Origin of the sequence: Marinospirillum celere (assembly GCF_900112235.1) — a bacterium.
Taxonomy (GTDB): Bacteria; Pseudomonadota; Gammaproteobacteria; order Pseudomonadales; family Halomonadaceae; genus Marinospirillum; species Marinospirillum celere.
The window spans coordinates 484,057-504,455 of sequence record NZ_FOLH01000002.1 but is presented as its reverse complement, the minus strand read 5'-3'; the positions used below and the strand labels follow the sequence as shown (position 1 = coordinate 504,455).

The window sequence follows — 20,399 nt, the reverse complement described above, 5'->3', positions numbered from 1 at the left end:
GCTTGATCTAACAAAAGATTCTAAAAGATGATCTTGTTATAACACAAAATCAGGTTTAGGCTAGTCAGCAAGTCAATTATTGCATATCAAGGATATTTCTAATGCTATTCAAGCTTAACAAACTCAAAAGCGGTCTGGCGATTGCCGGCCTCAGTTTGACCCTGGGTGCAACACCCGCTGTCGGTGCCAGCCTGCTGAATTCCTCTTACGATATCGCGCGTGAACTTTTTGCCAGCTATAACGAGCTTTTCCAAGAGCACTGGCAGCAAACCACCGGCGATAATGTTGAAATCCGCCAATCTCACGGTGGTTCTTCACGCCAGGCTCAAGCCATTATTCAAGGCCTGCGGGCTGATGTCGTTACCTTTAACCAGGTCACAGACGTTAATATTCTCCACGAGCGCGGCCGTCTCCTGCCTGAAGACTGGCAGCAAAGATTACCCAATGCCAGCTCTCCCTACTATTCAACCATGGCTTTTCTGGTCCGCAAGGATAACCCCAAGGGAATCAGTAACTGGGATGATCTGACCCGTGAAGATGTCTCCCTGGTTATGCCTAACCCCAAAACCTCGGGCAATGGCCGCTATTCCTATTTGGCTGCTCTGGGCTTTGCCCAACAAACCTGGGGTGAAGATCAGGACGCCATTGATAGCTTTATGAAAGGCTGGCTCAGCCGCGTCTCAGTTTTTGACACTGGCGGACGGGGTGCGACCAACTCTTTTGTCGAACGAAATATTGGCGATGCCCTGCTGACCTTTGAATCAGAGATTCAAGGTATTATTGAAGCCTTCCCGGATCGTCAGTTTGAAATCGTCGTTCCAGAAATCAGCTTCCTGGCCGAATTCCCTGTTGCTGTTGTCGATCGCCATGCCGAGCGCAACGGCAACCTGGAACTGGCTCAGGCTTACCTGGAACACCTCTATAGCAAAGAGGCCCAGCGCTTATTGGCTGGCTTTAACTACCGCGTATATGACGAAGAAATCAGCGCAGAATTTGCTGACCGCTTCCCTGAGCTGACCTTGTTGGGCATTACTGACATTGCCGGTAGCTGGGAAAACGCCATGCAAGAGCACTTTGCCAATGGCGGCCAGCTTGACCAGTACCAGCGTCGCTAACAGGAAGCCTTCATGTCCACCGCCAGCTTGCTACGCAACCCTTTCAAAGTAACCGGCAGACAAGTTCTGCCGGGCTTTGCCCTTAGCCTGGGTATATCTCTGCTGTTTATCAGCTTGATCCTGCTTTTGCCTTTAACAGGTCTTTTGGTGCAAACCGCAGGCATGAGCTGGGCTGAGTATTGGTCAGTGATTACTGATCCCAGGGTGGTTGCTTCCTACCGGGTCACTTTGCTGATGGCACTGGGTGCTTCTCTGGCCAATGGTGTGATCGGCTTGCTGCTGGCCTGGGTTCTAGTGCGCTATACCTTCCCCGGCAAGCGTCTGGTTGATGCTCTGGTTGACCTGCCTTTTGCCCTGCCTACAGCGGTTGCCGGGATCACCCTGGCCACCCTGTTTGCTTCGGGTGGTTGGTATGGTGATTTACTGGCCAAAGTCGGTATTCAAGTCGCCTATAACCCCATCGGCATTCTGGTTGCCATGCTCTTCACCAGCTTGCCCTTTGTTGTTCGCAACGTACAACCGGTGATGGAAGACTTAAATGCCGGTGATGAAGAAGCTGCTCTCAGTCTGGGTGCCAGTGACTGGACCGTCTTTCGTAAAGTCATCTTTCCATCCATTTGGCCTGCACTGGTCATTGGCATTGCCCTGTCCTTTATTCGTAGCCTCGGTGAATTCGGTGCCATCATTTTTATCGCAGGCAACATGCCCTACATCAGCGAAGTCACCAGCCTGATGATCTTTATCCGTTTACAAGAATTTGATTATGCCGCAGCCAGTGCCATCGCTTCGGTCATTCTTCTAGCTTCACTGACCCTGCTATTCCTGGTCAACATCTGGCAAGCCCGTTATCTGAAAAGGCTGAAGGGGATCGCATGAAACATCAACAAAGAATCGGTGATCAACCCTGGCTGCGCCGCCTGCTGATCCTCAGCGCCCTAACCGCCATAGGGCTGCTGTTGGTCATGCCTTTGGTGGCTATTTTTGCCCAAGCCTTCAGTGCAGGGGCTGGTGTTTTTTGGGACAACCTGAGTGATCGCTACACCCTGCACGCTATCGGCCTGACGCTCCTGGTTGCGGCCATTACCGTTCCTTTAAACCTGATTTTCGGGGTTTTTCTGGCTTGGCTGGTGACGCGTTTTGAGTTTATCGGTCGTAAACTGCTGATCACTCTGATCGACATTCCTTTTGCCGTTTCACCCGTCGTTGCTGGTCTTTTATACCTGCTACTTTACGGCAGCAACGGCTGGCTGGGCAGTTGGTTAATGGATCATGATTTACAACTGATGTTTGCCTGGCCAGGCATTGTTATGGTCACGGTTTTTATCACCTGTCCTTTTGTCGCCCGCGAGTTGATTCCTTTAATGCAACAACAGGGCTCTTCTGAAGAAGAAGCCGCCGTCAGCCTGGGTGCCAATGGTTGGCAGATGTTTCGCCGGGTCACCCTGCCCAATATTCAGTGGGCGCTGTTATACGGTGTCATTTTAACCAATGCCCGGGCCGTCGGTGAATTTGGTGCTGTGGCTGTAGTCTCGGGCAACATTCGTGGTGAAACCAACACCCTGCCCCTGCATGTGGAACTGCTTTACCAGGATTACAACCTGGTCGGTGCCTTCACCAGCGCCTCGCTGCTGGCCAGCCTGGCTCTGGTCACCCTGGTTATCAAAAGCTTACTGGAATGGCGGCAGCATCGTGCGGCCCATTAAGTACACCAACTACTTGGCACTTGGCAGTGGCAGGCAAGGTGTTGCTTGTCAGGCTGTCCACAACAGGATGTTGTGGCCAGAGCTTACAGGGATGTATTCACGCGTCCTGACAAGAAATTCCTTGCCTAAAGCCACTTTGAGAAAAGGTCATAAACTATGAGTATTCAAATTAAAAATGTCAGCAAAACCTTCGGTGATTTCCAAGCCATCAAGCCTTTGGATCTAACCATTCACGAAGGTGAAATGGTGGGTTTGCTGGGCCCTTCGGGTTCCGGCAAAACCACTTTATTGCGGATTATTGCCGGCCTGGAAACTGCCGACCAAGGCCAAATACTCTTTGGTGAACGGGATATGACCCGTCTGCACGTGCGTAATCGACGCGTGGGGTTTGTGTTTCAGAACTACGCCCTGTTTAGGCATATGAGTGTGGCCGATAATATTGCTTTTGGTCTGGAGGTGTTGCCACGCAAGGAACGACCTGCCAAGGCCGAAATCAAGAAACGCGTAGCTGAGTTACTTGATCGCATTGAGCTAAGTCACTTAGCGGGTCGTTATCCGGCACAGTTGTCAGGCGGCCAGAAACAGCGGGTTGCTCTGGCCCGTGCACTGGCAATGCAACCCCGTGTGCTCTTACTGGATGAACCCTTCGGTGCTCTGGATGCTCGGGTGCGTAAAGAATTGCGCCGCTGGTTGCGGGATTTGCATGATGATCTGGGCTTTACCAGTGTCTTTGTCACCCATGACCAAGAAGAGGCCCTGGAGGTTTCCGATCGGGTGGTAGTGATGAGCCAGGGGCAAATTGAGCAGCAGGCCACACCTGAAGATCTTTATCACCAGCCTGCTAACCGTTTTGTTTATGACTTTCTCGGCCAGGTTAATGTCTTTCAAGGCACACCTTGGGGCCAGCAACTAAAGCAGGAAGCAGCTTGGATTCGTTTTCCTGAAGGTACGACGCCAGAATCCGGCCAGTTGTATCTCCGCCCACATGAAATCACCCTGGCGCGCCAGCCGGATCATCGGGCACACCTCCCCTTGACGATCAAGGCTGTGAATCTAATCGGTGCCGAGGTACGTCTGGAGCTGGAGCCAGAGGGCTGGCACAGTGATGAGATTTGGGAGGCTGGAATTACTCATGCCGAATACAATGACTGGCAGCCGCAAAGAGGCGAAACCTGCTATGCTCTGCCGTTGAGTGCTCAGCTATTTGCTCAGGATGCTGCTCAGCCCAGGCCGATCAGTTGGTTAACCGCAGCTCAGGTCAAAGGGCGGCCATCCTCAGCGAGTATTGCTCTGGTCTGATGAGTCATCTTGCCAAGGGGATCGATATTGAAAACTGAGGAGTTGCTAAACCAACTGCTAGAAGCCGCGTTAAAAGCGGCCCAGCCCGAAGAACAGCTGGCCCGGTTAAAACTGGAGCCGGTAAAAGGCAAAACCCTGGTTCTCGGTGCTGGCAAGGCCTCTGCCGCCATGGCCCAGGCACTGGAAAAAATCTGGCCCGACCCCTTAACAGGCCTGGTGGTCACCCGTTATGGCTACGCAGTCCCCTGTGAACACATAGAGGTCATCGAAGCAGCTCATCCCATTCCAGATGAAAATAGCCAATTAGCTGCTCAGCGACTGCTTGCAATGACCAAAACACTAACCGCTGATGATCGGGTATTGCTGCTGATTTCAGGGGGTGGCTCCTCCCTGCTGAGCCTTGCAGCAGATCCGTTGAGCTTTGCTGAAAAACAAGCCCTCAACCAGGCTCTATTGCATTCCGGTGCCAGCATTTCCGAAATTAACTGTGTGCGTCGTCACCTGTCTGCAATCAAGGGTGGGCGCCTGGCCGCTGCCTGCCAACCAGCCCAGGTGATCAATCTGCTGATTTCAGATGTTCCTGGTGACAACCCGCTGGATATCGCTTCAGGCCCTGGTGTGCCTGATCCCACCCGCTGTAGTGATGCCCTCAAGATTCTTGAACGCTATCAAATCAAGATTCCAGACAGTCTTCGCCGGGCTCTTGAAGACGGCCAGCTGGAAAGCATCAAACCCGAAGCCTTTGCGCCAGGACAAATCCAAACCCACCTCTTGGCTGCTCCCCGTCAGTCTTTATTGGCTGCAGCCAAGGTTGCTGAACAACAGGGGATCAGCACTCATCTATTGGGCGATGCCCTGGAAGGCGAATCGAGGGAAGTCGCCAAGGTGATGGCTGGAATCATCCAATCCTGTCGACTTCATCAGCAACCCTTTAAAACACCCTGCCTGCTGCTATCCGGTGGAGAAACCACGGTCACGCTGAAAGGCAAGGGTAGCGGCGGCCCCAATGCAGAGTTCATGCTGGCTTTGGCCATCGCTCTCAAAGGGCAGGAAGGTGTCTATGCCCTGGCTGTGGATACCGATGGTGTTGATGGTGCCGAAGAAATTGCCGGAGCCTGGATTAGCCCCGAAACACTGGATAAAGCCCGTCAACTCAACCTCAATCCAGAAGCTTATCTGGATAATAACGATGCCCATTACTTTTTCCAGCAACTGGACCAAGCCATTATTACCGGCCCTACCCTCACTAATGTGAATGATTTTCGGGCGCTTTTGCTGCTTTAAGGACACTTGGGCATTCGAGTTGTCCTCTTCCTCTTTAATCGGGATAATAGGCCCCTACTTTAGTCGCCCCATCCCGCCAAAGAGGTAGCCATGAGTCTGCATGTTATTAATCACCCCTTGGTTCAGCATAAGCTTGGCTTGATGCGTGCTGAACATATCAGTACCAAAAGTTTTCGTGAACTCACCAATGAATTGGGCAACCTGCTGACTTATGAGGCAACCCGCGATCTAGAGCTAGAAGAAGAAACCATCACCAGTTGGAGCAGTGAAAAAATTCAGGTTCAACGCCTGAAGGGTAAAAAAGTCACGGTAGTCCCTATTCTGCGTGCTGGCATAGGGATGCTGGATGGTGTGCTCCGCCTGGTGCCCAGTGCCAAAGTCAGTGTTGTGGGTCTTTATCGGGATGAAGAGACTCTAGAACCTGTTTCCTACTTTGAAAAGTTTGCCGGCAGCCTTGATGAGCGTATCGGGCTGGTTATCGACCCGATGCTGGCCACCGGCGGCTCCATGGTTGCCACCCTGGATATGCTGAAAAAGCATGGCTGCACGACCATCAAAGCGCTGGTACTGGTTGCCGCTCCAGAGGGAGTGCGTAAGGTTGAAGAAGCTCATCCAGATGTTGAGATCTACACAGCATCTCTGGATGAATGCCTGAATCACCAAGGCTATATTCTACCGGGCTTGGGTGATGCCGGTGACAAAATTTTCGGTACCCGCTGATCCAGGAGCCCAGTAAACAATGACCACCCCCAGCGAATTTCCCGGTTTTCTAAATAGCAAAACCGCCATTTCCGGTGCCCAAATGTTGTTTGTTGCTTTTGGCGCTCTGGTACTTGTACCTCTACTAACTGGCTTGGATCCCAGCGTTGCTCTTTTCACCGCTGGCTTGGGCACCCTGGTATTCCATTCCATTACCAAAGTCAGTGTTCCTGTCTTTTTAGCCAGTTCCTTTGCCTTTATTGCACCCATTCATGTCAGCGTTCAGCAATGGGGTATCCCTGCAACTATGTCAGGTCTTATGGCGGCAGGGGTTGCTTATATTATCCTCAGTCAAATCGTTCGCATCTATGGGGCCAATGCCTTGCAACGCATCCTGCCAGCCATCGTTGTTGGCCCGGTAATCATGGTTATCGGTCTGGCCCTGGCCCCCGTAGCTGTGAATATGGCACTGGGGCTCAGTGGTGACGGCGCGCATGAACTGCATCCCAACACTTCAGCCTTGATTGCCTCTATGACGGCTCTGTTAGTCACCCTGGCACTGGCCGTTTTTGGTCAAGGTTTCTTTCGACTGCTATCAATTCTCGGGGGTGTCGTTGCTGGCTACCTGGTCGCCCTCCCCCTGGGCCTGGTTGATTTTTCACCGATCGGTGAAGCTGCCTGGGTTGCCGCACCTGCATTTGTGATGCCTGAATTTCATTGGCAGGCCATTTTATTTATGCTCCCGGTTGCCCTGGCGCCAGCGATTGAACACCTGGGCGATATGGTCGCCATTGGCCAAATCACTGGTAAAAACTACATCAAAAAGCCGGGCCTGCATCGCACCCTTCTGGGCGATGGTTTGGCGACATCCACGGCAGCAGCCTTCGGTGGTCCGCCTAATACGACCTATTCAGAAGTGACTGGTGCAGTCATGCTAACCCGTAGCTTCAACCCCAAAATTATGGTTTGGGCAGCCATCATCGCCATCTGCCTGGCCTTTGCAGGTAAGCTGGGAGCTTTACTGCAAACCATTCCCTCTCCGGTTATGGGCGGTATTATGACCCTGCTGTTTGGCTCTATTGCCATCGTGGGTATGAATACCCTTACCCGTGCGCACCTGGACCTGACAGCACCACGCAACCTCTGTATCGCTTCGCTGATTTTGGTGTTTGGTATAGGCGGCATGCAAATCGGTGGCGGTGCTTTCATGCTTCAAGGCGTCGGTTTGGCAGCCGTCGTTGGTATCCTACTTAACCTGATCCTCCCCGGAGCTCCTGTCGTCAAAACGACTGGAGCCGATCACTCCTAATCAACGCATCTCGTGCACAAGGAAGTGCTAATTACTCTTTAGTCGCATTACTAATCTATCTTAAAAATGGCATATTGGGCTCGCTGGTCATCAAATATAAACAAAAAGAGTCGCGACCATGAGCCTTTACCGAAGCATAGAAAAAACCTTCTGGCATACCCTGACTCGTAAAATAGTGGGCAATGTTTCAGTTCTTCTCCTACCCCAAGCCACCCTGGTCATTTTAGCTAGCATCTACCTGCAACGTTTAGAGTCTGATCTGGACCCAGCCAGTCTGTCATCCAGTATACAGGCCACTCTTGATCATTTCTGGTGGCTGCTGGGCATCAGTAGTCTAGTGGCTATCGGCCTAGCTGTTTTCACGGTTTTTTTCATGCGGGTACTGATTGTTAAACCCATCAAGGAAATCACTCAGGTACTGCAAGCCATCAAAAGCAAGAATGGCGATATTTCAGCAACCCTGCCCGACTACACCTATGATGAAATTTCAGTGATGGCCAGAAGTTATAATGAGTTTTCTGGCCAGCTCAAACAGATGATCAATGAAGCCAGGCATCACTCCGTCAAGGTGGCACTCAGCGCCGCACGTCTGCAAAAAATCATTGCTCAAGCAGCTGACTCTTCCACCCGCCAGGAAGAGCAGGCACAGCAAATTCTGGAATCCAGTCAGCAGGCCACTCAGGCTGTTGAGGAAATTGCTTCCAACACCACCCATATCAGTGAACAAACCACTAATAATCTTGGTGAAATTCATCATTCCAGTCAGGAGTTACAGGGTGTACTGCAACAGATCAAGGATGTCGACCAGCTGGTCAAAGGCTTCCAAAAAACCGTTGCCACCCTGAGTCAAAACTCAACCAATATTCGTGAGATTCTTAATCTGGTTGAAGACTTCTCAGAGCAAACCAATTTATTGGCCCTGAATGCCTCGATAGAAGCAGCCCGAGCTGGTGATGCTGGCCGAGGCTTTGCTGTAGTAGCTGATGAAGTACGTAGCCTGGCCCATAAAGTCAGTGAGGCAACCCAACAGATTCACACCAATATCACCCAGATGAGTAGCCTGGTGGTGGAAACCGAGCAAGGCGCTGACAGTATTCGCAGTAATGTTGAAGAGACTGAAAACTTTATGGGTAAAACCAATGATCAGTTTATCAGTCTGGTTGCTGGTTTTGAGCAAATGAGCCAACAGCTAACCACTATTTCTGCTGCCATTGATGAGCTTTCTTATACCAATAGAGAAACCCATGAGCATGTCGGCGCCATTACCGAGCTTTCTGTCGCGGTAAAAAATGATATGAAAACATCCCGCGAACACTCCTTTGAGTTGGAGCTGGCGACTGAAAGCACTCAGGAGTTGCTGTCGCGTTTCATTATCGGTTTTGGTGGCTTTGAAAAGATGACCCAGTTAGGTTACCAGTGGGCACGTCAAACTCAGGATGCTCTGGCTGCATTCCAGGCTCAGGGACTGAATCTTTTTGATCAGGATTATCAGCGAATCAATCCTGACCAACAACCTGCTCAGTACCTAACCAACTATACCAAAAAAATAGAATCAACCCTTCAGCCACTGTTTGATAGCTTTATTGCCGCTCACCCTGAATTCATTTATGCCGTGGCTGTGGATCGTAACGGCTATCTGCCCGTGCACCACAAGAAGGTCTCCCAGCCTATTACGGGTGACTTTTCGGTGGATAATGCCAAGAGCCGCAACCGACGTATTTTCTTTGACACCCGCCCCGAACAAAGGCGCTGTACTCATGACAATCCCTTTTTGCTACAAACCTTTATCCGGGATACTGGAGAGATCCTCAATGATCTCTCCATCCCACTGTATATTGATGGCAAACGCTGGGGCTCACTGATTATGGGGTTTGAGACCCAACATTTGCTGGATGAAATCAATCAAGCTGATTAATTGGCAGTCATGAGTTGTTCGGGTTCAAAACCCATCACCAGGGCACCCCAATGACGGCCATTGATGTAAAGCGGAATCGACAGATCATTAACCAGCTGGCCGGTATCGCGAATATAGGTCTGCAATAGAAAAGGTTTTTGATGGGTACAGCGTCTTTGTTCCTGGCGATTATCCATGAAGAAACGCCGGTTGCGGCTTTTTGCGATATCCACCTGGGGGTCACCAGTCAGTGGCTGGCTCACTTTAGACAAGTGGGTAGGAGCATAGCCTTCAGTGTTTACAGCAATGGTGTAAATAAATTCGGGCTGGCTAGTCACAAAGCGATCAAAGAGCGGCTGCAAGCGTTGCTCAAAGGCATCGGTATAACTGAGGTTAAACTTCTCAGGCTTCTGGCCTGAATTTAAGGCCTGATACTGGGTATCAAAAAGATTTTTGCCTTCTGCGACCAGTTCATCCAGTGCTTGCTGTACTTCTTCAGCCCAACCAAAAGCCAGTTGTGTAATCCGCTCAAAGCCCCCTCGGCCTGTTGTAAAGTGAGATAAAAGCTCTTGGGTTTGTTCTGTGGCTTTTTCCAAATCACCCGAGTGCTTATGAGCTAGCGCCATATCGCCTTTTAACTCGCTAGAAAGATCAGTAATGATCTTCACATGCTCATGAGATTCCTTGTTACTGTAAGAAAGCTCTTCCAAGGCCGCTGAAATACCTGAAAGCTGCTCACTGGTCGCTTCCAAATCACCCGACATACGTTGAAACTGCTCTTGAGTGGACTGAATAAAACCATGGGTCCGCTCAACTGATTCCATAACCTGAGCCGAGCTGCCATGAACATCTTCAACGATACGGTGCATTTGCCCGACAACGTTTTCAATATTGCCAGCAGAAACACTGACGCTCTGCGCCAAGTGACGTACCTCATCCGCTACCACTGCAAACCCACGGCCAGCATCACCCGCCCTGGCCGCCTCTATTGATGCATTGAGAGCTAGCAGATTGGTTTGCTCAGAAAAGCCGTTGACATCGGTAACCGCTGAAGCGATTTCCTGGTACTTGTCAGACAGGGTTTGGGCCGCCTGATGAAACTCTGTGACCTTCTGCTTCACATCACTCATCTCAGCAACGATATTGCTGATTTCCGTCCCTGAGCCACGAATCTCATCCATATTATTCTGAGTTTGATTACTGATTTTATGCGTGTTGTCGGATATTTCTTCAATCGCCAAAGAGGCCTCAGAGCTGGATGAAAAAACCAGCTGCGCCTGCTCTTGCTGGCGTTCGGATGCATTAACTGCTTCTCTAACAATTTTTTGCATATAGGAAGCATTAATGGAAACTTCCACCGAGCGATTACGGGTTTCTTCAATCATCTTTTTCAGACGATCCACAAACTCATTGTAACTGGTTGCCAGGATTGAAATTTCATCATGAGTATAAGCCGGAAGGCTGGATGAAATATCGCCATCTTTATTTTTAATGGCTTGAAGAACTTCGGTGATTTCCCGAACCGGTTTAACAATTAGATGACGTAAAAAGAAAACCACAAAGCCACCGGCAAAAACAGCAAAAAGCCCACTGATCACCACCAGATAAAAAACCTGCTGGGCAGCCGCTTCCACTGATACAGCAGAAGAAACCAGCAACCAGGTGATGAATACCAAAGCCCAGGGTATCAGCACCAGAACAGCCACATTACTGACCAGCTTGCGCGTCAGGGTATAAAAAAAGGTTTTTTCTACTTGTCGATATAGACTCATGGTCCTTACCTTTTACTGGATGCCTAACTAAAACAGGCTGCAAGCCACCCCAATGCAGCTTGCAGCCCGACAAGTGTCGCTAATCAACCCTGGCTTTTAGCTACCTGACGCCAGTGATGCAGTAGCGGCTCGGTATAGCCACTGGGCTGTTCAAGACCCTTGAACACCAAGTCCAGGGCCGCCCTGAAAGCCACCGAATTTTCCAGATCAGGAGCCATCGGCAGGTAATCAGGATCACCTGCATTCTGCCCATCAACAACGGCAGCCATACGCGTGAAGGCTTCCATCACCTGCTCTTTACTGACGATGCCATGGTGCAACCAGTTAGCCAGATGCTGGCTGGATATCCTCAGGGTTGCCCTATCTTCCATCAGGGCAATATTGTTGATATCCGGCACCTTGGAGCAACCAATACCCTGGTTAATCCAGCGCACCACATAGCCGAGGATGCCCTGGACATTGTTGTCCACTTCCTGTTTTTTCTCTTCATCAAGCCATTCATCACGGCTAACCAAAGGCACAGCTAGCAGATCTGTCAAAAGTTGTTCACGCTCATCAGCCAGCTTCACTTTTTCAAGTGCTTGCTGAACCTCGGCAACCTTGATTTGATGATAGTGGAGTGCATGTAAAACCGCCGCCGTGGGTGAGGGTACCCAGGCTGTATTGGCACCTGATTTGGGGTGACCCACTTTTTGTTCCAGCATAGCGGCCATTAAATCGGGCATGGCCCACATACCTTTACCGATCTGGGCTTTACCTCTCAGCCCACAGGCCAGACCAACCAACACATTGTTGCGCTCATAAGCCTGGATCCAGGCTGTGCTTTTCATATCACCTTTGCGAAGCACTGCACCGCCTTGCATGATGCTGTGCATCTCATCACCCGTGCGGTCCAGGAAACCGGTATTGATGAAGACCACCCGCGAAGCGGCTTGGGCAATACAGGCCTGAAGGTTGACTGAGGTGCGTCTTTCTTCATCCATAATACCCATTTTCAGGGTGTTTTCAGGCAGGCCCAGTAGCTGCTCTACACGACCAAAAAGCTCACTGGCAAAGGCCACTTCATCAGGGCCATGCATTTTGGGTTTAACAATATAAACACTACCTGTGCGTGAGTTACCTTTGCGCTGCAAGTCATGCATGGCCAACAGACTGGTGCAGACGGCATCGAGAATGCCTTCGGGAATCTCACTGCCATCCTTCAACTGGATAGCGGGGTTAGTCATTAAATGACCGACATTGCGAATAAACAACAGGGAGCGGCCATGCAGTCTCAAATCGCCACCGGCTGCGGAAACATAGTGGCGGTCGGGATTTAAACGGCGGACCTGAGCTTTCCCGGCTTTTTCAACGGACTCTTCAAGATCGCCTTTCATCAGGCCCAACCAGTTGCGGTAAACCAATACCTTGTCTTCAGCATCTACGGCAGCAACCGAATCTTCGCAATCCATGATGGTTGAGACAGCCGCTTCCATCAGTAGATCTTTAACTCCGGCAGCATCGGTTTTTCCGATCGGGTAGCTAGGGTCAATTTGAATTTCAAAATGCAGGCCGTTGTGAACGAACAGCAAGGCTGAAGGCTTGTCTTGGGGCCCCTGGTAGCCCGCAAATAAGTCAGGGTTTTCTAAGCCTGTGGTCTGGCCTGATTGCAGTTCAACCACCAAGCGCCCATTTTCAACGCGATAAGCTTGGGCCTGGGTATGATCACCTGTGGTCAGCGGCAGTACTTCATTAAGGAAGTTACGGGCAAAGGCAATCACCTTTTCACCACGCACGGGGTTATAGCCAGGGCCTTTATCCGCCCCCCCTTCTTCAGAAATAGCATCGGTACCATAAAGGGCATCATAGAGGCTGCCCCAGCGCGCATTGGCGGCATTGAGTGCATAACGGGCATTCATAACCGGTACTACCAGTTGTGGGCCCGCCTGTTGACTCAGTTCGGTATCGACGTTTGCCGTGGTTATTTTGAAATCAGCCGGTGCTGGCTTCAAGTAACCGATGGATTCCAAAAACTGGCGGTAGGCCTGCATATCCTGAATAGGGCCAGGATTAGCCTGGTGCCACTGGTCCAGCTCTTGCTGCAGACGATCCCTTTCTGCCAACAGTTCTCGATTTTTTGGTGTCAGTTCATGAACCAAGTTACTGAAGCCTTCCCAGAAGCTAGCGGCATCCAAACCGGTACCTGGCAAAGCCTGGGTTTCAATAAATTCGTGCAGAGCCGCATCGATCTTCAGGCCTGCAACCTGGATTGCTTGTTTCATAGCTTGTTTACCTGCTTAACTAGGGTTCAAAGAGCAGCAATACCTGCCTTGGCAACTTGAGCATCCTGATCCGGCTTAACACCTGAGACACCAATTGCAGCCACCACCTGGCCTTCAACGATCAGGGGCACTCCCCCTTCTAGAGTGGCTTGAATTTCCGGTGCTGATAAAAAGGCCGTGCGGCCATTGTTGATCATCTGCTCAAAATCACGGGTTTCTTTACGGCCTATCGCGGCTGTTTTGGCTTTTTGTGGAGCCACATAGGAAGCGACAGGAGCACAGCCATCCATCCGCTCCAGAGCCAAGAGGTGGCCGCCATCGTCAACGACAGCAACACAGACCTTCCAACCTTGGGTCTGGGCTTCAGCTAAAGCGGCCTGAATCATGGTGTTGGCTTCGTCGAGGGTCAGTACGGGTTTAGTTAACATGGGTATCTCCAGAAATTTAATCGAGGGCTTCTTCAACCACTTCAATCCAGTGGCGAACAGGGGTTTTACTACCGGCATCCAAATGCGTTTGGCAGCCGATATTGGCAGTGACAATTTTATCGGGATGTCCTGCTTGCAAGGCTGTTAAACGCTGGTCTCTCAGTTCACTAGCCAGTTCTGGCTGGGTAATTGAATAGCTGCCTGCTGAACCACAACAGAGATGACCATCAGCAACAGCGGTTAGGCTGAATCCCAGGTTTTTCAGTAGACTTTCAACGCGGCCACCCAGTTTCTGGGCATGCTGTAGCGTACAGGGACAATGAAAGGCAAGGGTCGAGTCCTTATTGACCTTAAGCGGCTGTAGGTCTTCTTTTTCAACCACTTCGATCAGATCCTTGGCCAGCTCACTGACACGCGCAGCCTTGTCTGCATAAGCAGGATCTTCTTTGAGGAGATGACCATATTCTTTCACAAAGGCACCACAGCCACTGGCCGTTTGAATAATCGCCTCAGCACCGGCTTCAATTGCAGGCCACCAGGCATCGATATTCTTACGGGCTCTGTCCAAACCCTGTTGCTGGGCATCCAGGTGATAGTCCACAGCACCGCAACAGCCTGCTTCACTAATACTTTGTACCGAGATACCCAGACGGTCCAAAACCCGTGCCGTTGCTGCATTGGTATTGGGCGATAGGCTGGGCTGTACACAGCCTTCAAGGACCAGCATGCGTCGGCTGTGGCGTTGTTCAGGGCGTGCCTTGGCAGGAAGAATTTGAGCGGGAATCTTATCCTTCAACTGGGCAGGCAGCAGGGGACGAAAGGCTTGCCCGGCTTTCAACAACCATTTGAAGCGGGTCGGTTCAGGAACAGCCCAGCGAAGACCAGCACGTAACCAGCGCTCATTACGCGGACGCTCTAAATGGGCTTCCAAAGCATCCCGGCCAATATCCAGCAAGGCATGGTAATTAACTCCCGAGGGGCAACTGGTTTCACAGTTACGGCAGCTCAGACAGCGATCCAGGTGAATTTGAGTCTCACGCGTGGTTTCTTCACCTTCCAGAAAAGCTTTAATCAGGTAAATACGCCCTCTGGGGCCGTCACGCTCATCACCCAGTAACTGGTAAGTAGGACAGGTTGCTGTACAAAAACCACAGTGCACACAGGAGCGCAAAATGCTTTCAGCTTCAGCCGCACGCGGCAGTTTTTTCGCTTCTTCGGATAAATTGGTTTGCATCTTAAATTCTCTCCTGCCTTAGAGTCCCGGATAGGTACGCCCAGAATTAAAAATACCCTTGGGGTCCAATTGGGCCTTGAGTTGCTGGTGATAACGCGCCAGCAAGGGAGGCAAGGGTTGCAGGGGAGTCGCCGTCACTCCAGGAGTTTGACAACTGGCATGTCCACCTAAAGAAGTGGCCAGTTTTTGGATTTCTTCAGCCGGCGCATCACTTTTCAGCCAGCGCTGGCAACCACCCCAATCCAACAGCGAAGTACCCGGCAGATCAACCAGCGGTGTGTTGGTGGGCAGGGAAAGACGCCAGAGTGGGCGCTCATCCGCAAAGAAAGGCAATTGGCGTTCATTCAGCTGTGTCCAGAAGCTGGCATCCAAACGCTCACCACCCATCCGATCTGCAGCTGAACTGACTGAGCCCTCACCACCTTCAAGTCGTAATTTCAGGCTGTTATCCGAGTAGCAGGCGCCGGTAATGGGTAAAGGCTGCTGGCCCCATTCAGCCAGTTTTTGCAGTGCTTTTTCAGCAGGAATCTGCAAATCCAAATGGGCACTGGCAACGGGCTTGGGCAAGACTTTCATGGAGACTTCTGTGACCACGCCCAAAAGACCAAAGCTGCCCGCCATCAAACGTGAAAGATCATAGCCGGCAACATTCTTCATCACTTCACCACCAAAGCGCAGTAAACGCCCTTGGCCAGTGATAACTTTAGTGCCAAGCACAAAATCCCTGATTGAACCCACCCAGGGACGACGTGGACCCGCCAAACCGGAGCCCAGCATGCCACCCACCGTTGCCTGACCATCAAAAACCGGTGGTTCACAAGGCAGGGTTTGACCCTGTTCATCCAAAGCAGCCAGCAGTTCGACCAGCGGTGTTCCTGTACGAACCGTGACGACCAATTCAGTAGGATCATAGCTCACCAGTCCCCGGTGCTCGCGGGTATCGAGTAACTGCCCTTCAATGGGGCGACCCATAAAAGCCTTGGTGTTACCCCCTTGAATTTTCAGGGGTGTTTGGCTGGCCAGAGCAGCACGCACCTGTTCAACCAAAGCCTGCTCAGTGGCTGTTACCGCCCTTTCGCCCGGGCGTTGGGGTTTTTCTTGTGTTGCTGACATCAGAAGCGCTCCAATTCCGGGAAAGGCAGTTCGCCGTTATGAATGTGCATGGCACCAAATTCAGCACAACGATGCAGTGTCGGGATATTTTTGCCAGGGTTTAACAGGCGATCTGGATCAAAAGCAGCCTTCACGGCATGAAAGGTTTCCAGTTCATCATCATTAAACTGAGAGCACATCTGATTGATTTTTTCCCGGCCCACACCATGCTCGCCAGTGATGGAGCCACCCACCGCGACACAGAGTTCGAGAATTTTGCCGCCCAGAGCTTCCGCCCTTTCCAGCTCCCCTTCCTGATTGGCATCAAAAAGAATCAAGGGGTGCATATTGCCATCACCGGCATGAAAAACATTGGCCACTCTCAGGCCATATTCTTTGGAAAGATCAGCAATACCCTGGAGTACACCCGGCAGTTCACGGCGAGGAATGGTGCCATCCATGCAGTAGTAGTCTGGAGAAATACGCCCGACAGCAGGAAAGGCATTCTTACGGCCAGCCCAGAAGCGCTTACGCTCTTCGTCATCCTTGGCCAGGCTGATTTCTGTTGCCCCGGATTTTTCCAAAACGGCTTTAACCCGATCACACTCGGCATGCACATCGGCTTCCACACCATCCAGCTCACAAAGCAAGATGGCCTCAGCATCCACCGGGTAACCCGCATGAATAAAGTCCTCAGCTGCGCGAATGGCAAGGTTGTCCATCATTTCCAGGCCACCGGGAATAATTCCGGCTGAAATGATGTCACCAACCGCTTGGCCGGCTTTACCCACATCATCAAAACTGGCCATCAAAACCTTGGCAACCTGAGGTGCGGGCAACAGCTTGACCGTTACCTCCACGACAATACCCAGCATGCCTTCAGACCCCATGAACAACGCCAGCAGATCAAAACCCGGTGCATCCAGGGAATCAGCACCCAGGGTCATGCGTTCACCTTCCACGGTAATGATTTCCACCTTCATCACATTGTGAACGGTTAGGCCATATTTCAAACAATGCACCCCACCGGCATTTTCAGCGACATTGCCACCGATTGAGCAAGCAATCTGTGAAGAAGGATCAGGGGCGTAATAAAGCTTGTGAGGAGCCGCTGCTTCAGAAATCGCCAGATTGCGAACCCCTGGTTGAACCCGGGCAAAACGGCCTTCAGGGTTGACTTCCAAAATCCGGTTGAAGCGGGCCATCACCAACAAGACCCCCTTTTCCAGTGGCAAAGCACCACCGGAAAGCCCCGTACCCGCACCGCGAGCCACGACCGGAACCTTACGCTGGTTACAGATTTTCATCAGGGTCTGGACCTGCTCAAGGGTTTCCGGCAAAACCACCAACATGGGCAGAGTCCGGTAAGCAGACAGTCCATCACATTCGTAGGGCTGCAGGTCTTCGCGTTTGTGCAGGACCTCCAGCTCCGGCAAAGCCTGCTTAAGATCATCTATCAAAGCTTCCCGGTCTACAGCGGGTAGCTCACCATCAAGCTGTTCATCATAAAGAAGGTTCATCGCTATCACCCAGGTTCTTGTCAGTTGTCGGGTTATTGATTTTTATTGCGAAATCTTGGCTGTTTTAACTTGCCCAGTCCACCTAAAAACCAACTGGTCAGACCAGTAATTTCTTTCATCCAAGGCAAACCTGTAAAAAAATACTTTTTATTATCATTGAGTTAACAATACTTGCTGGACATAAATAAAACATAAAACTAATCTGGTAAGACCAGTATTAGAGAGGTTTACCGCATGCCTTCCAACACCCCCCAACGCCCACAAATTGGTGATCTGGTTGCCGACCGTATCGAAAAGTTAATCGTAGACGGTGTCCTTAAAGTCGGCCAGGTTCTGCCCTCCGAACGCCGTCAGTGCGAGCGTTTGGGTATTTCCCGCAGTGCGCTTCGGGAAGGTCTGAAAGTCTTGCGGGGGCGAGGCATCATACGCACCGAGCAGGGCCGTGGTTCTTATGTTGCCAGCCTGACTGGGCCTCGTGATGAAACCCCTTTGATGCATCTGTTCAGTAAACATCCGCGCACCCTTTATGATTTGCTTGAAGTAAGAGCTGTTCTTGAAGGTGAATCGGCCAGGCTGGCTGCAATCAGAGGAATGGATGCCGATTTTGTCATTATCCGCAAACGCTATGAAGAAATGCTGGAAGCCCACACCCTGGGTGACCAGCTGCCCCCCGAAGAACATGCGCGTTTGGACCATGCTTTTCATCTTGCTGTTTGTGATGCTTCTCATAACCCGGTCCTCGTCCACACTCTGCAGTCCTTGACGGATTTAATGCTCAGCTCAGTTTTTGCTTCGGTTAAAAACCTCTATCACCGTCCTGTCCAAAAACGTCAGATAGATCGACAACATTCGCGGCTGTTTAATGCTGTGATGGAACGTTTACCCAATCAAGCCAAGAGAGCTGCAACCGACCATATCCACTCCATTCGTGACAACCTTTATGAAATAGAACAGGAGGAACACCGCTTGGAGTTGGCGGCCATGCGGCTGGAAAAAGAACCGGGACTTTAAGTCCCGGTTCCTGGCGTGCTGTTAAACACTAGCCTCCAGCAGTGGTCACACCCGCCTGAGTTAGCGGATCACCAACACCGAAGACATAAACTGCAAGCATCATCAGAATACCCGCTGCCAGCAGATAGTAGAGCGTTGGTATAATGGTTTTACGAAGAATAATCCCTTCACGTCCCAGCAAACCAACGGTTGCCGAAGCGGCGACCACGTTATGGATAGCAATCATGTTACCGGCAGCAGCCCCTACCGACTGAGCAGCAACCATCAAGGCGCCAGAAATTCCCAGAAGTTCAGCAGTATTGAACTGGAACTGGGACAGCATCAAGTTGGATACTGTATTAGACCCGGCAATAAAAGCCCCTATCCCACCAACCGCTGGTGCGAAAAGCGGATAGACTCCACCCACAGCAGTAGACACCAAATCGGCCATAGCAACTGGCATAGACGGCAAGTCAGATGCATTGACTCCTGAGTTAATCAGAATCCGTACCATGGGAATGGTAAAGATCAGCACAAAGCCAGCGCCCAGGAGAGTTTTACTGGATTCTGAAACAGCAGCTTTAAGCTCAGTAAATTTCATTTTGTGCAGGAAGAAGGTCAGGATAACCACCATTACCAGAATACCGCCTGGTAAATAGAGGGGTTGTAAACTGGCCGAAATACCCGCCTCACCCAGGATATTGGTAAAACCTATACTGACTGAATTAAGTAGATCCTTGAAGGTGTCATTGGTTCTTGAGAACACCAGGAGCACAGCCAAGAGTACGTAGGGAACCCAAGCCATCCAAGTAGAGATGGGCGTTTTACCGGCAACATCGTCCAATTTCATTTCGATGCTTCCCATCCACTCAGCGGGCCAGTCTTTGGGGTCAGCAAAGTCCCAGCTCTCTTTGGGAATCAGGAAACCAGCTTTAGCAGCAGGTACAACGATAGCCAAGCCAACCAGGCCACCAATCATTGAGGGGAATTCAGGGCCCAGGAAAACACCAGCTAAAGCATAGGGAATAACAAAGGCCAAGGCAGCAAAGATAGCAAAGGGCGCAATGGCAAGACCTTCTTTCCAGGATTTGTTCGCACCGAAGAAGCGGGTCATTACACTAACCATGAACAAGGGCATCAAAATGCCGACTATTCCATGGGTAATGGCTACTTCAGAAACGATAAGTTGGAAGAAAATATCCCAGCTAGATCCTACACCCTCCAAAGCGGCACCGATACCTGCTTGGTCCAGACCAGCACCCACACCAACGATCATGGGAGTACCCACCGCACCAAAGGATACCGGGGTTGATTGCACCATCATACCAACAACCACAGCGGCCACAGCCGGGAAGCCCAGGGCAACCATCAGGGGTGCGGCAACGGCAGCAGGTGTACCAAAACCTGAAGCACCTTCAATGAAACAGCCAAACAACCAGGTTACGATGATTGCTTGTACCCGCCGGTCAGGACTGATACCTGAAAAACCCTGGCGTATTGCTGCAATACCCCCTGAGTGTTTCAAGGTATTCAACAACAGGATGGCACCAAAAATAATCCAGAGGATGGCAACTGTGAGCACCAGGCCTTGAAGGCCGGAAGCAAAAACACGATTGAAGGTCATATCCCAGGCGGTTAGTGCGATGACGACTGTCAGCGCCAGGGCCAAGGGCATTGCATATTTCGCCGGCCAGCGGAACCCGATCAGCAGGACACCTGCTAGAACCAGAGGCGAAAATGCCAGCAGAGACAAAAGGATTTGGCTCATTTGGATTTTCCTTGTTGTTATTATCGGCTAG

Annotated in this window: 16 protein-coding genes; 9 read left to right on the top strand and 7 right to left on the bottom strand. The window is 51.0% G+C overall.

Annotated features, from left to right (window positions below; genetic code table 11):
- The first annotated feature begins 101 nt into the window (after nt 1-101).
- From cysP to BM185_RS06880, 8 genes are all read left to right on the top strand, one after another.
- Complete coding sequence (cysP, locus tag BM185_RS06915; RefSeq protein WP_091961207.1) at nt 102-1,115, top strand: thiosulfate ABC transporter substrate-binding protein CysP; 1,014 nt, start codon at nt 102-104, stop codon at nt 1,113-1,115.
- Nucleotides 1,116-1,127: 12 nt separating this feature from the next.
- Nucleotides 1,128-1,991 (top strand): sulfate ABC transporter permease subunit CysT, encoded by an 864-nt coding sequence (gene cysT / locus BM185_RS06910; RefSeq protein WP_091961204.1) that lies wholly within the window; start codon nt 1,128-1,130, stop codon nt 1,989-1,991.
- Nucleotides 1,988-2,818, top strand: coding sequence for a sulfate ABC transporter permease subunit CysW (cysW, locus tag BM185_RS06905; RefSeq protein ID WP_091961201.1), 831 nt, complete (start codon nt 1,988-1,990; stop codon nt 2,816-2,818). The genes cysT and cysW overlap by 4 nt, the downstream gene beginning before the upstream one ends.
- A 156-nt stretch (nt 2,819-2,974) precedes the next feature.
- Nucleotides 2,975-4,117: a sulfate/molybdate ABC transporter ATP-binding protein gene (locus BM185_RS06900; RefSeq protein ID WP_091961198.1), complete on the top strand. Its 1,143-nt coding sequence runs from the start codon at nt 2,975-2,977 to the stop codon at nt 4,115-4,117.
- Between the two features lie 27 nt (nt 4,118-4,144).
- On the top strand, nt 4,145-5,401 hold the full coding sequence (locus BM185_RS06895) for a glycerate kinase type-2 family protein (RefSeq protein WP_091961195.1): 1,257 nt from the start codon (nt 4,145-4,147) through the stop codon (nt 5,399-5,401).
- Between the two features lie 90 nt (nt 5,402-5,491).
- Entirely contained in the window at nt 5,492-6,121 is a 630-nt protein-coding gene (gene upp, locus BM185_RS06890) for a uracil phosphoribosyltransferase (RefSeq protein WP_091961193.1), read from the top strand.
- 19 nt (nt 6,122-6,140) lie between these two features.
- On the top strand, nt 6,141-7,409 hold the full coding sequence (locus BM185_RS06885; protein ID WP_091961190.1) for a uracil-xanthine permease family protein: 1,269 nt from the start codon (nt 6,141-6,143) through the stop codon (nt 7,407-7,409).
- Nucleotides 7,410-7,527: 118 nt separating this feature from the next.
- Nucleotides 7,528-9,324: a methyl-accepting chemotaxis protein gene (locus BM185_RS06880; RefSeq protein WP_091961187.1), complete on the top strand. Its 1,797-nt coding sequence runs from the start codon at nt 7,528-7,530 to the stop codon at nt 9,322-9,324.
- Here BM185_RS06880 and BM185_RS06875 read toward each other — a convergent pair.
- The 6 genes from BM185_RS06875 to glcD all read right to left on the bottom strand — a co-directional run bounded on the left by BM185_RS06875 (nt 9,321) and on the right by glcD (nt 17,610).
- A complete protein-coding gene (locus BM185_RS06875) occupies nt 9,321-11,075 on the bottom strand; it encodes a methyl-accepting chemotaxis protein (protein ID WP_091961184.1) in 1,755 nt (584 codons plus the stop codon). The genes BM185_RS06880 and BM185_RS06875 overlap by 4 nt on opposite strands.
- A gap of 83 nt (nt 11,076-11,158) precedes the next feature.
- A complete protein-coding gene (locus tag BM185_RS06870) occupies nt 11,159-13,336 on the bottom strand; it encodes a malate synthase G (RefSeq protein ID WP_091961181.1) in 2,178 nt (725 codons plus the stop codon).
- Nucleotides 13,337-13,362: 26 nt separating this feature from the next.
- Entirely contained in the window at nt 13,363-13,764 is a 402-nt protein-coding gene (locus BM185_RS06865) for a GlcG/HbpS family heme-binding protein (RefSeq protein WP_091961178.1), read from the bottom strand.
- A 16-nt stretch (nt 13,765-13,780) separates the two neighbouring features.
- Nucleotides 13,781-14,998: a glycolate oxidase subunit GlcF gene (glcF, locus tag BM185_RS06860; RefSeq protein WP_091961175.1), complete on the bottom strand. Its 1,218-nt coding sequence runs from the start codon at nt 14,996-14,998 to the stop codon at nt 13,781-13,783.
- Nucleotides 14,999-15,016: 18 nt separating this feature from the next.
- Complete coding sequence (gene glcE / locus BM185_RS06855; RefSeq protein ID WP_091961173.1) at nt 15,017-16,111, bottom strand: glycolate oxidase subunit GlcE; 1,095 nt, start codon at nt 16,109-16,111, stop codon at nt 15,017-15,019.
- The gene (gene glcD / locus BM185_RS06850; protein WP_091961170.1) at nt 16,111-17,610 is read right to left on the bottom strand and encodes a glycolate oxidase subunit GlcD; all 1,500 of its coding nucleotides are present in this window, start codon (nt 17,608-17,610) and stop codon (nt 16,111-16,113) included. The genes glcE and glcD overlap by 1 nt, the downstream gene beginning before the upstream one ends.
- Before the next feature lie 234 nt (nt 17,611-17,844).
- Here glcD and glcC point away from each other — a divergent pair, with 234 nt between their 5' ends.
- Nucleotides 17,845-18,621 (top strand): transcriptional regulator GlcC, encoded by a 777-nt coding sequence (glcC, locus tag BM185_RS06845; RefSeq protein WP_091961167.1) that lies wholly within the window; start codon nt 17,845-17,847, stop codon nt 18,619-18,621.
- Between the two features lie 28 nt (nt 18,622-18,649).
- On the opposite strand, the gene BM185_RS06840 is transcribed toward glcC, so the two are convergent.
- Complete coding sequence (locus BM185_RS06840; protein WP_091961165.1) at nt 18,650-20,368, bottom strand: L-lactate permease; 1,719 nt, start codon at nt 20,366-20,368, stop codon at nt 18,650-18,652.
- Nucleotides 20,369-20,399: the final 31 nt, after the last annotated feature.

What these genes read in the sequence shown, in the direction of transcription:
- cysP (WP_091961207.1), top strand. Translation starts at nt 102, where the DNA reads ATGCTATTCAAGCTTAACAAACTCAAAAGCGGTCTGGCGATTGCCGGC.
- cysT (WP_091961204.1), top strand. Translation starts at nt 1,128, where the DNA reads ATGTCCACCGCCAGCTTGCTACGCAACCCTTTCAAAGTAACCGGCAGA.
- cysW (WP_091961201.1), top strand. Translation starts at nt 1,988, where the DNA reads ATGAAACATCAACAAAGAATCGGTGATCAACCCTGGCTGCGCCGCCTG.
- BM185_RS06900 (WP_091961198.1), top strand. Translation starts at nt 2,975, where the DNA reads ATGAGTATTCAAATTAAAAATGTCAGCAAAACCTTCGGTGATTTCCAA.
- upp (WP_091961193.1), top strand. Translation starts at nt 5,492, where the DNA reads ATGAGTCTGCATGTTATTAATCACCCCTTGGTTCAGCATAAGCTTGGC.
- BM185_RS06885 (WP_091961190.1), top strand. Translation starts at nt 6,141, where the DNA reads ATGACCACCCCCAGCGAATTTCCCGGTTTTCTAAATAGCAAAACCGCC.
- BM185_RS06880 (WP_091961187.1), top strand. Translation starts at nt 7,528, where the DNA reads ATGAGCCTTTACCGAAGCATAGAAAAAACCTTCTGGCATACCCTGACT.
- BM185_RS06875 (WP_091961184.1), bottom strand. Translation starts at nt 11,075, where the DNA reads ATGAGTCTATATCGACAAGTAGAAAAAACCTTTTTTTATACCCTGACG.
- BM185_RS06870 (WP_091961181.1), bottom strand. Translation starts at nt 13,336, where the DNA reads ATGAAACAAGCAATCCAGGTTGCAGGCCTGAAGATCGATGCGGCTCTG.
- BM185_RS06865 (WP_091961178.1), bottom strand. Translation starts at nt 13,764, where the DNA reads ATGTTAACTAAACCCGTACTGACCCTCGACGAAGCCAACACCATGATT.
- glcF (WP_091961175.1), bottom strand. Translation starts at nt 14,998, where the DNA reads ATGCAAACCAATTTATCCGAAGAAGCGAAAAAACTGCCGCGTGCGGCT.
- glcE (WP_091961173.1), bottom strand. Translation starts at nt 16,111, where the DNA reads ATGTCAGCAACACAAGAAAAACCCCAACGCCCGGGCGAAAGGGCGGTA.
- glcD (WP_091961170.1), bottom strand. Translation starts at nt 17,610, where the DNA reads ATGAACCTTCTTTATGATGAACAGCTTGATGGTGAGCTACCCGCTGTA.
- glcC (WP_091961167.1), top strand. Translation starts at nt 17,845, where the DNA reads ATGCCTTCCAACACCCCCCAACGCCCACAAATTGGTGATCTGGTTGCC.
- BM185_RS06840 (WP_091961165.1), bottom strand. Translation starts at nt 20,368, where the DNA reads ATGAGCCAAATCCTTTTGTCTCTGCTGGCATTTTCGCCTCTGGTTCTA.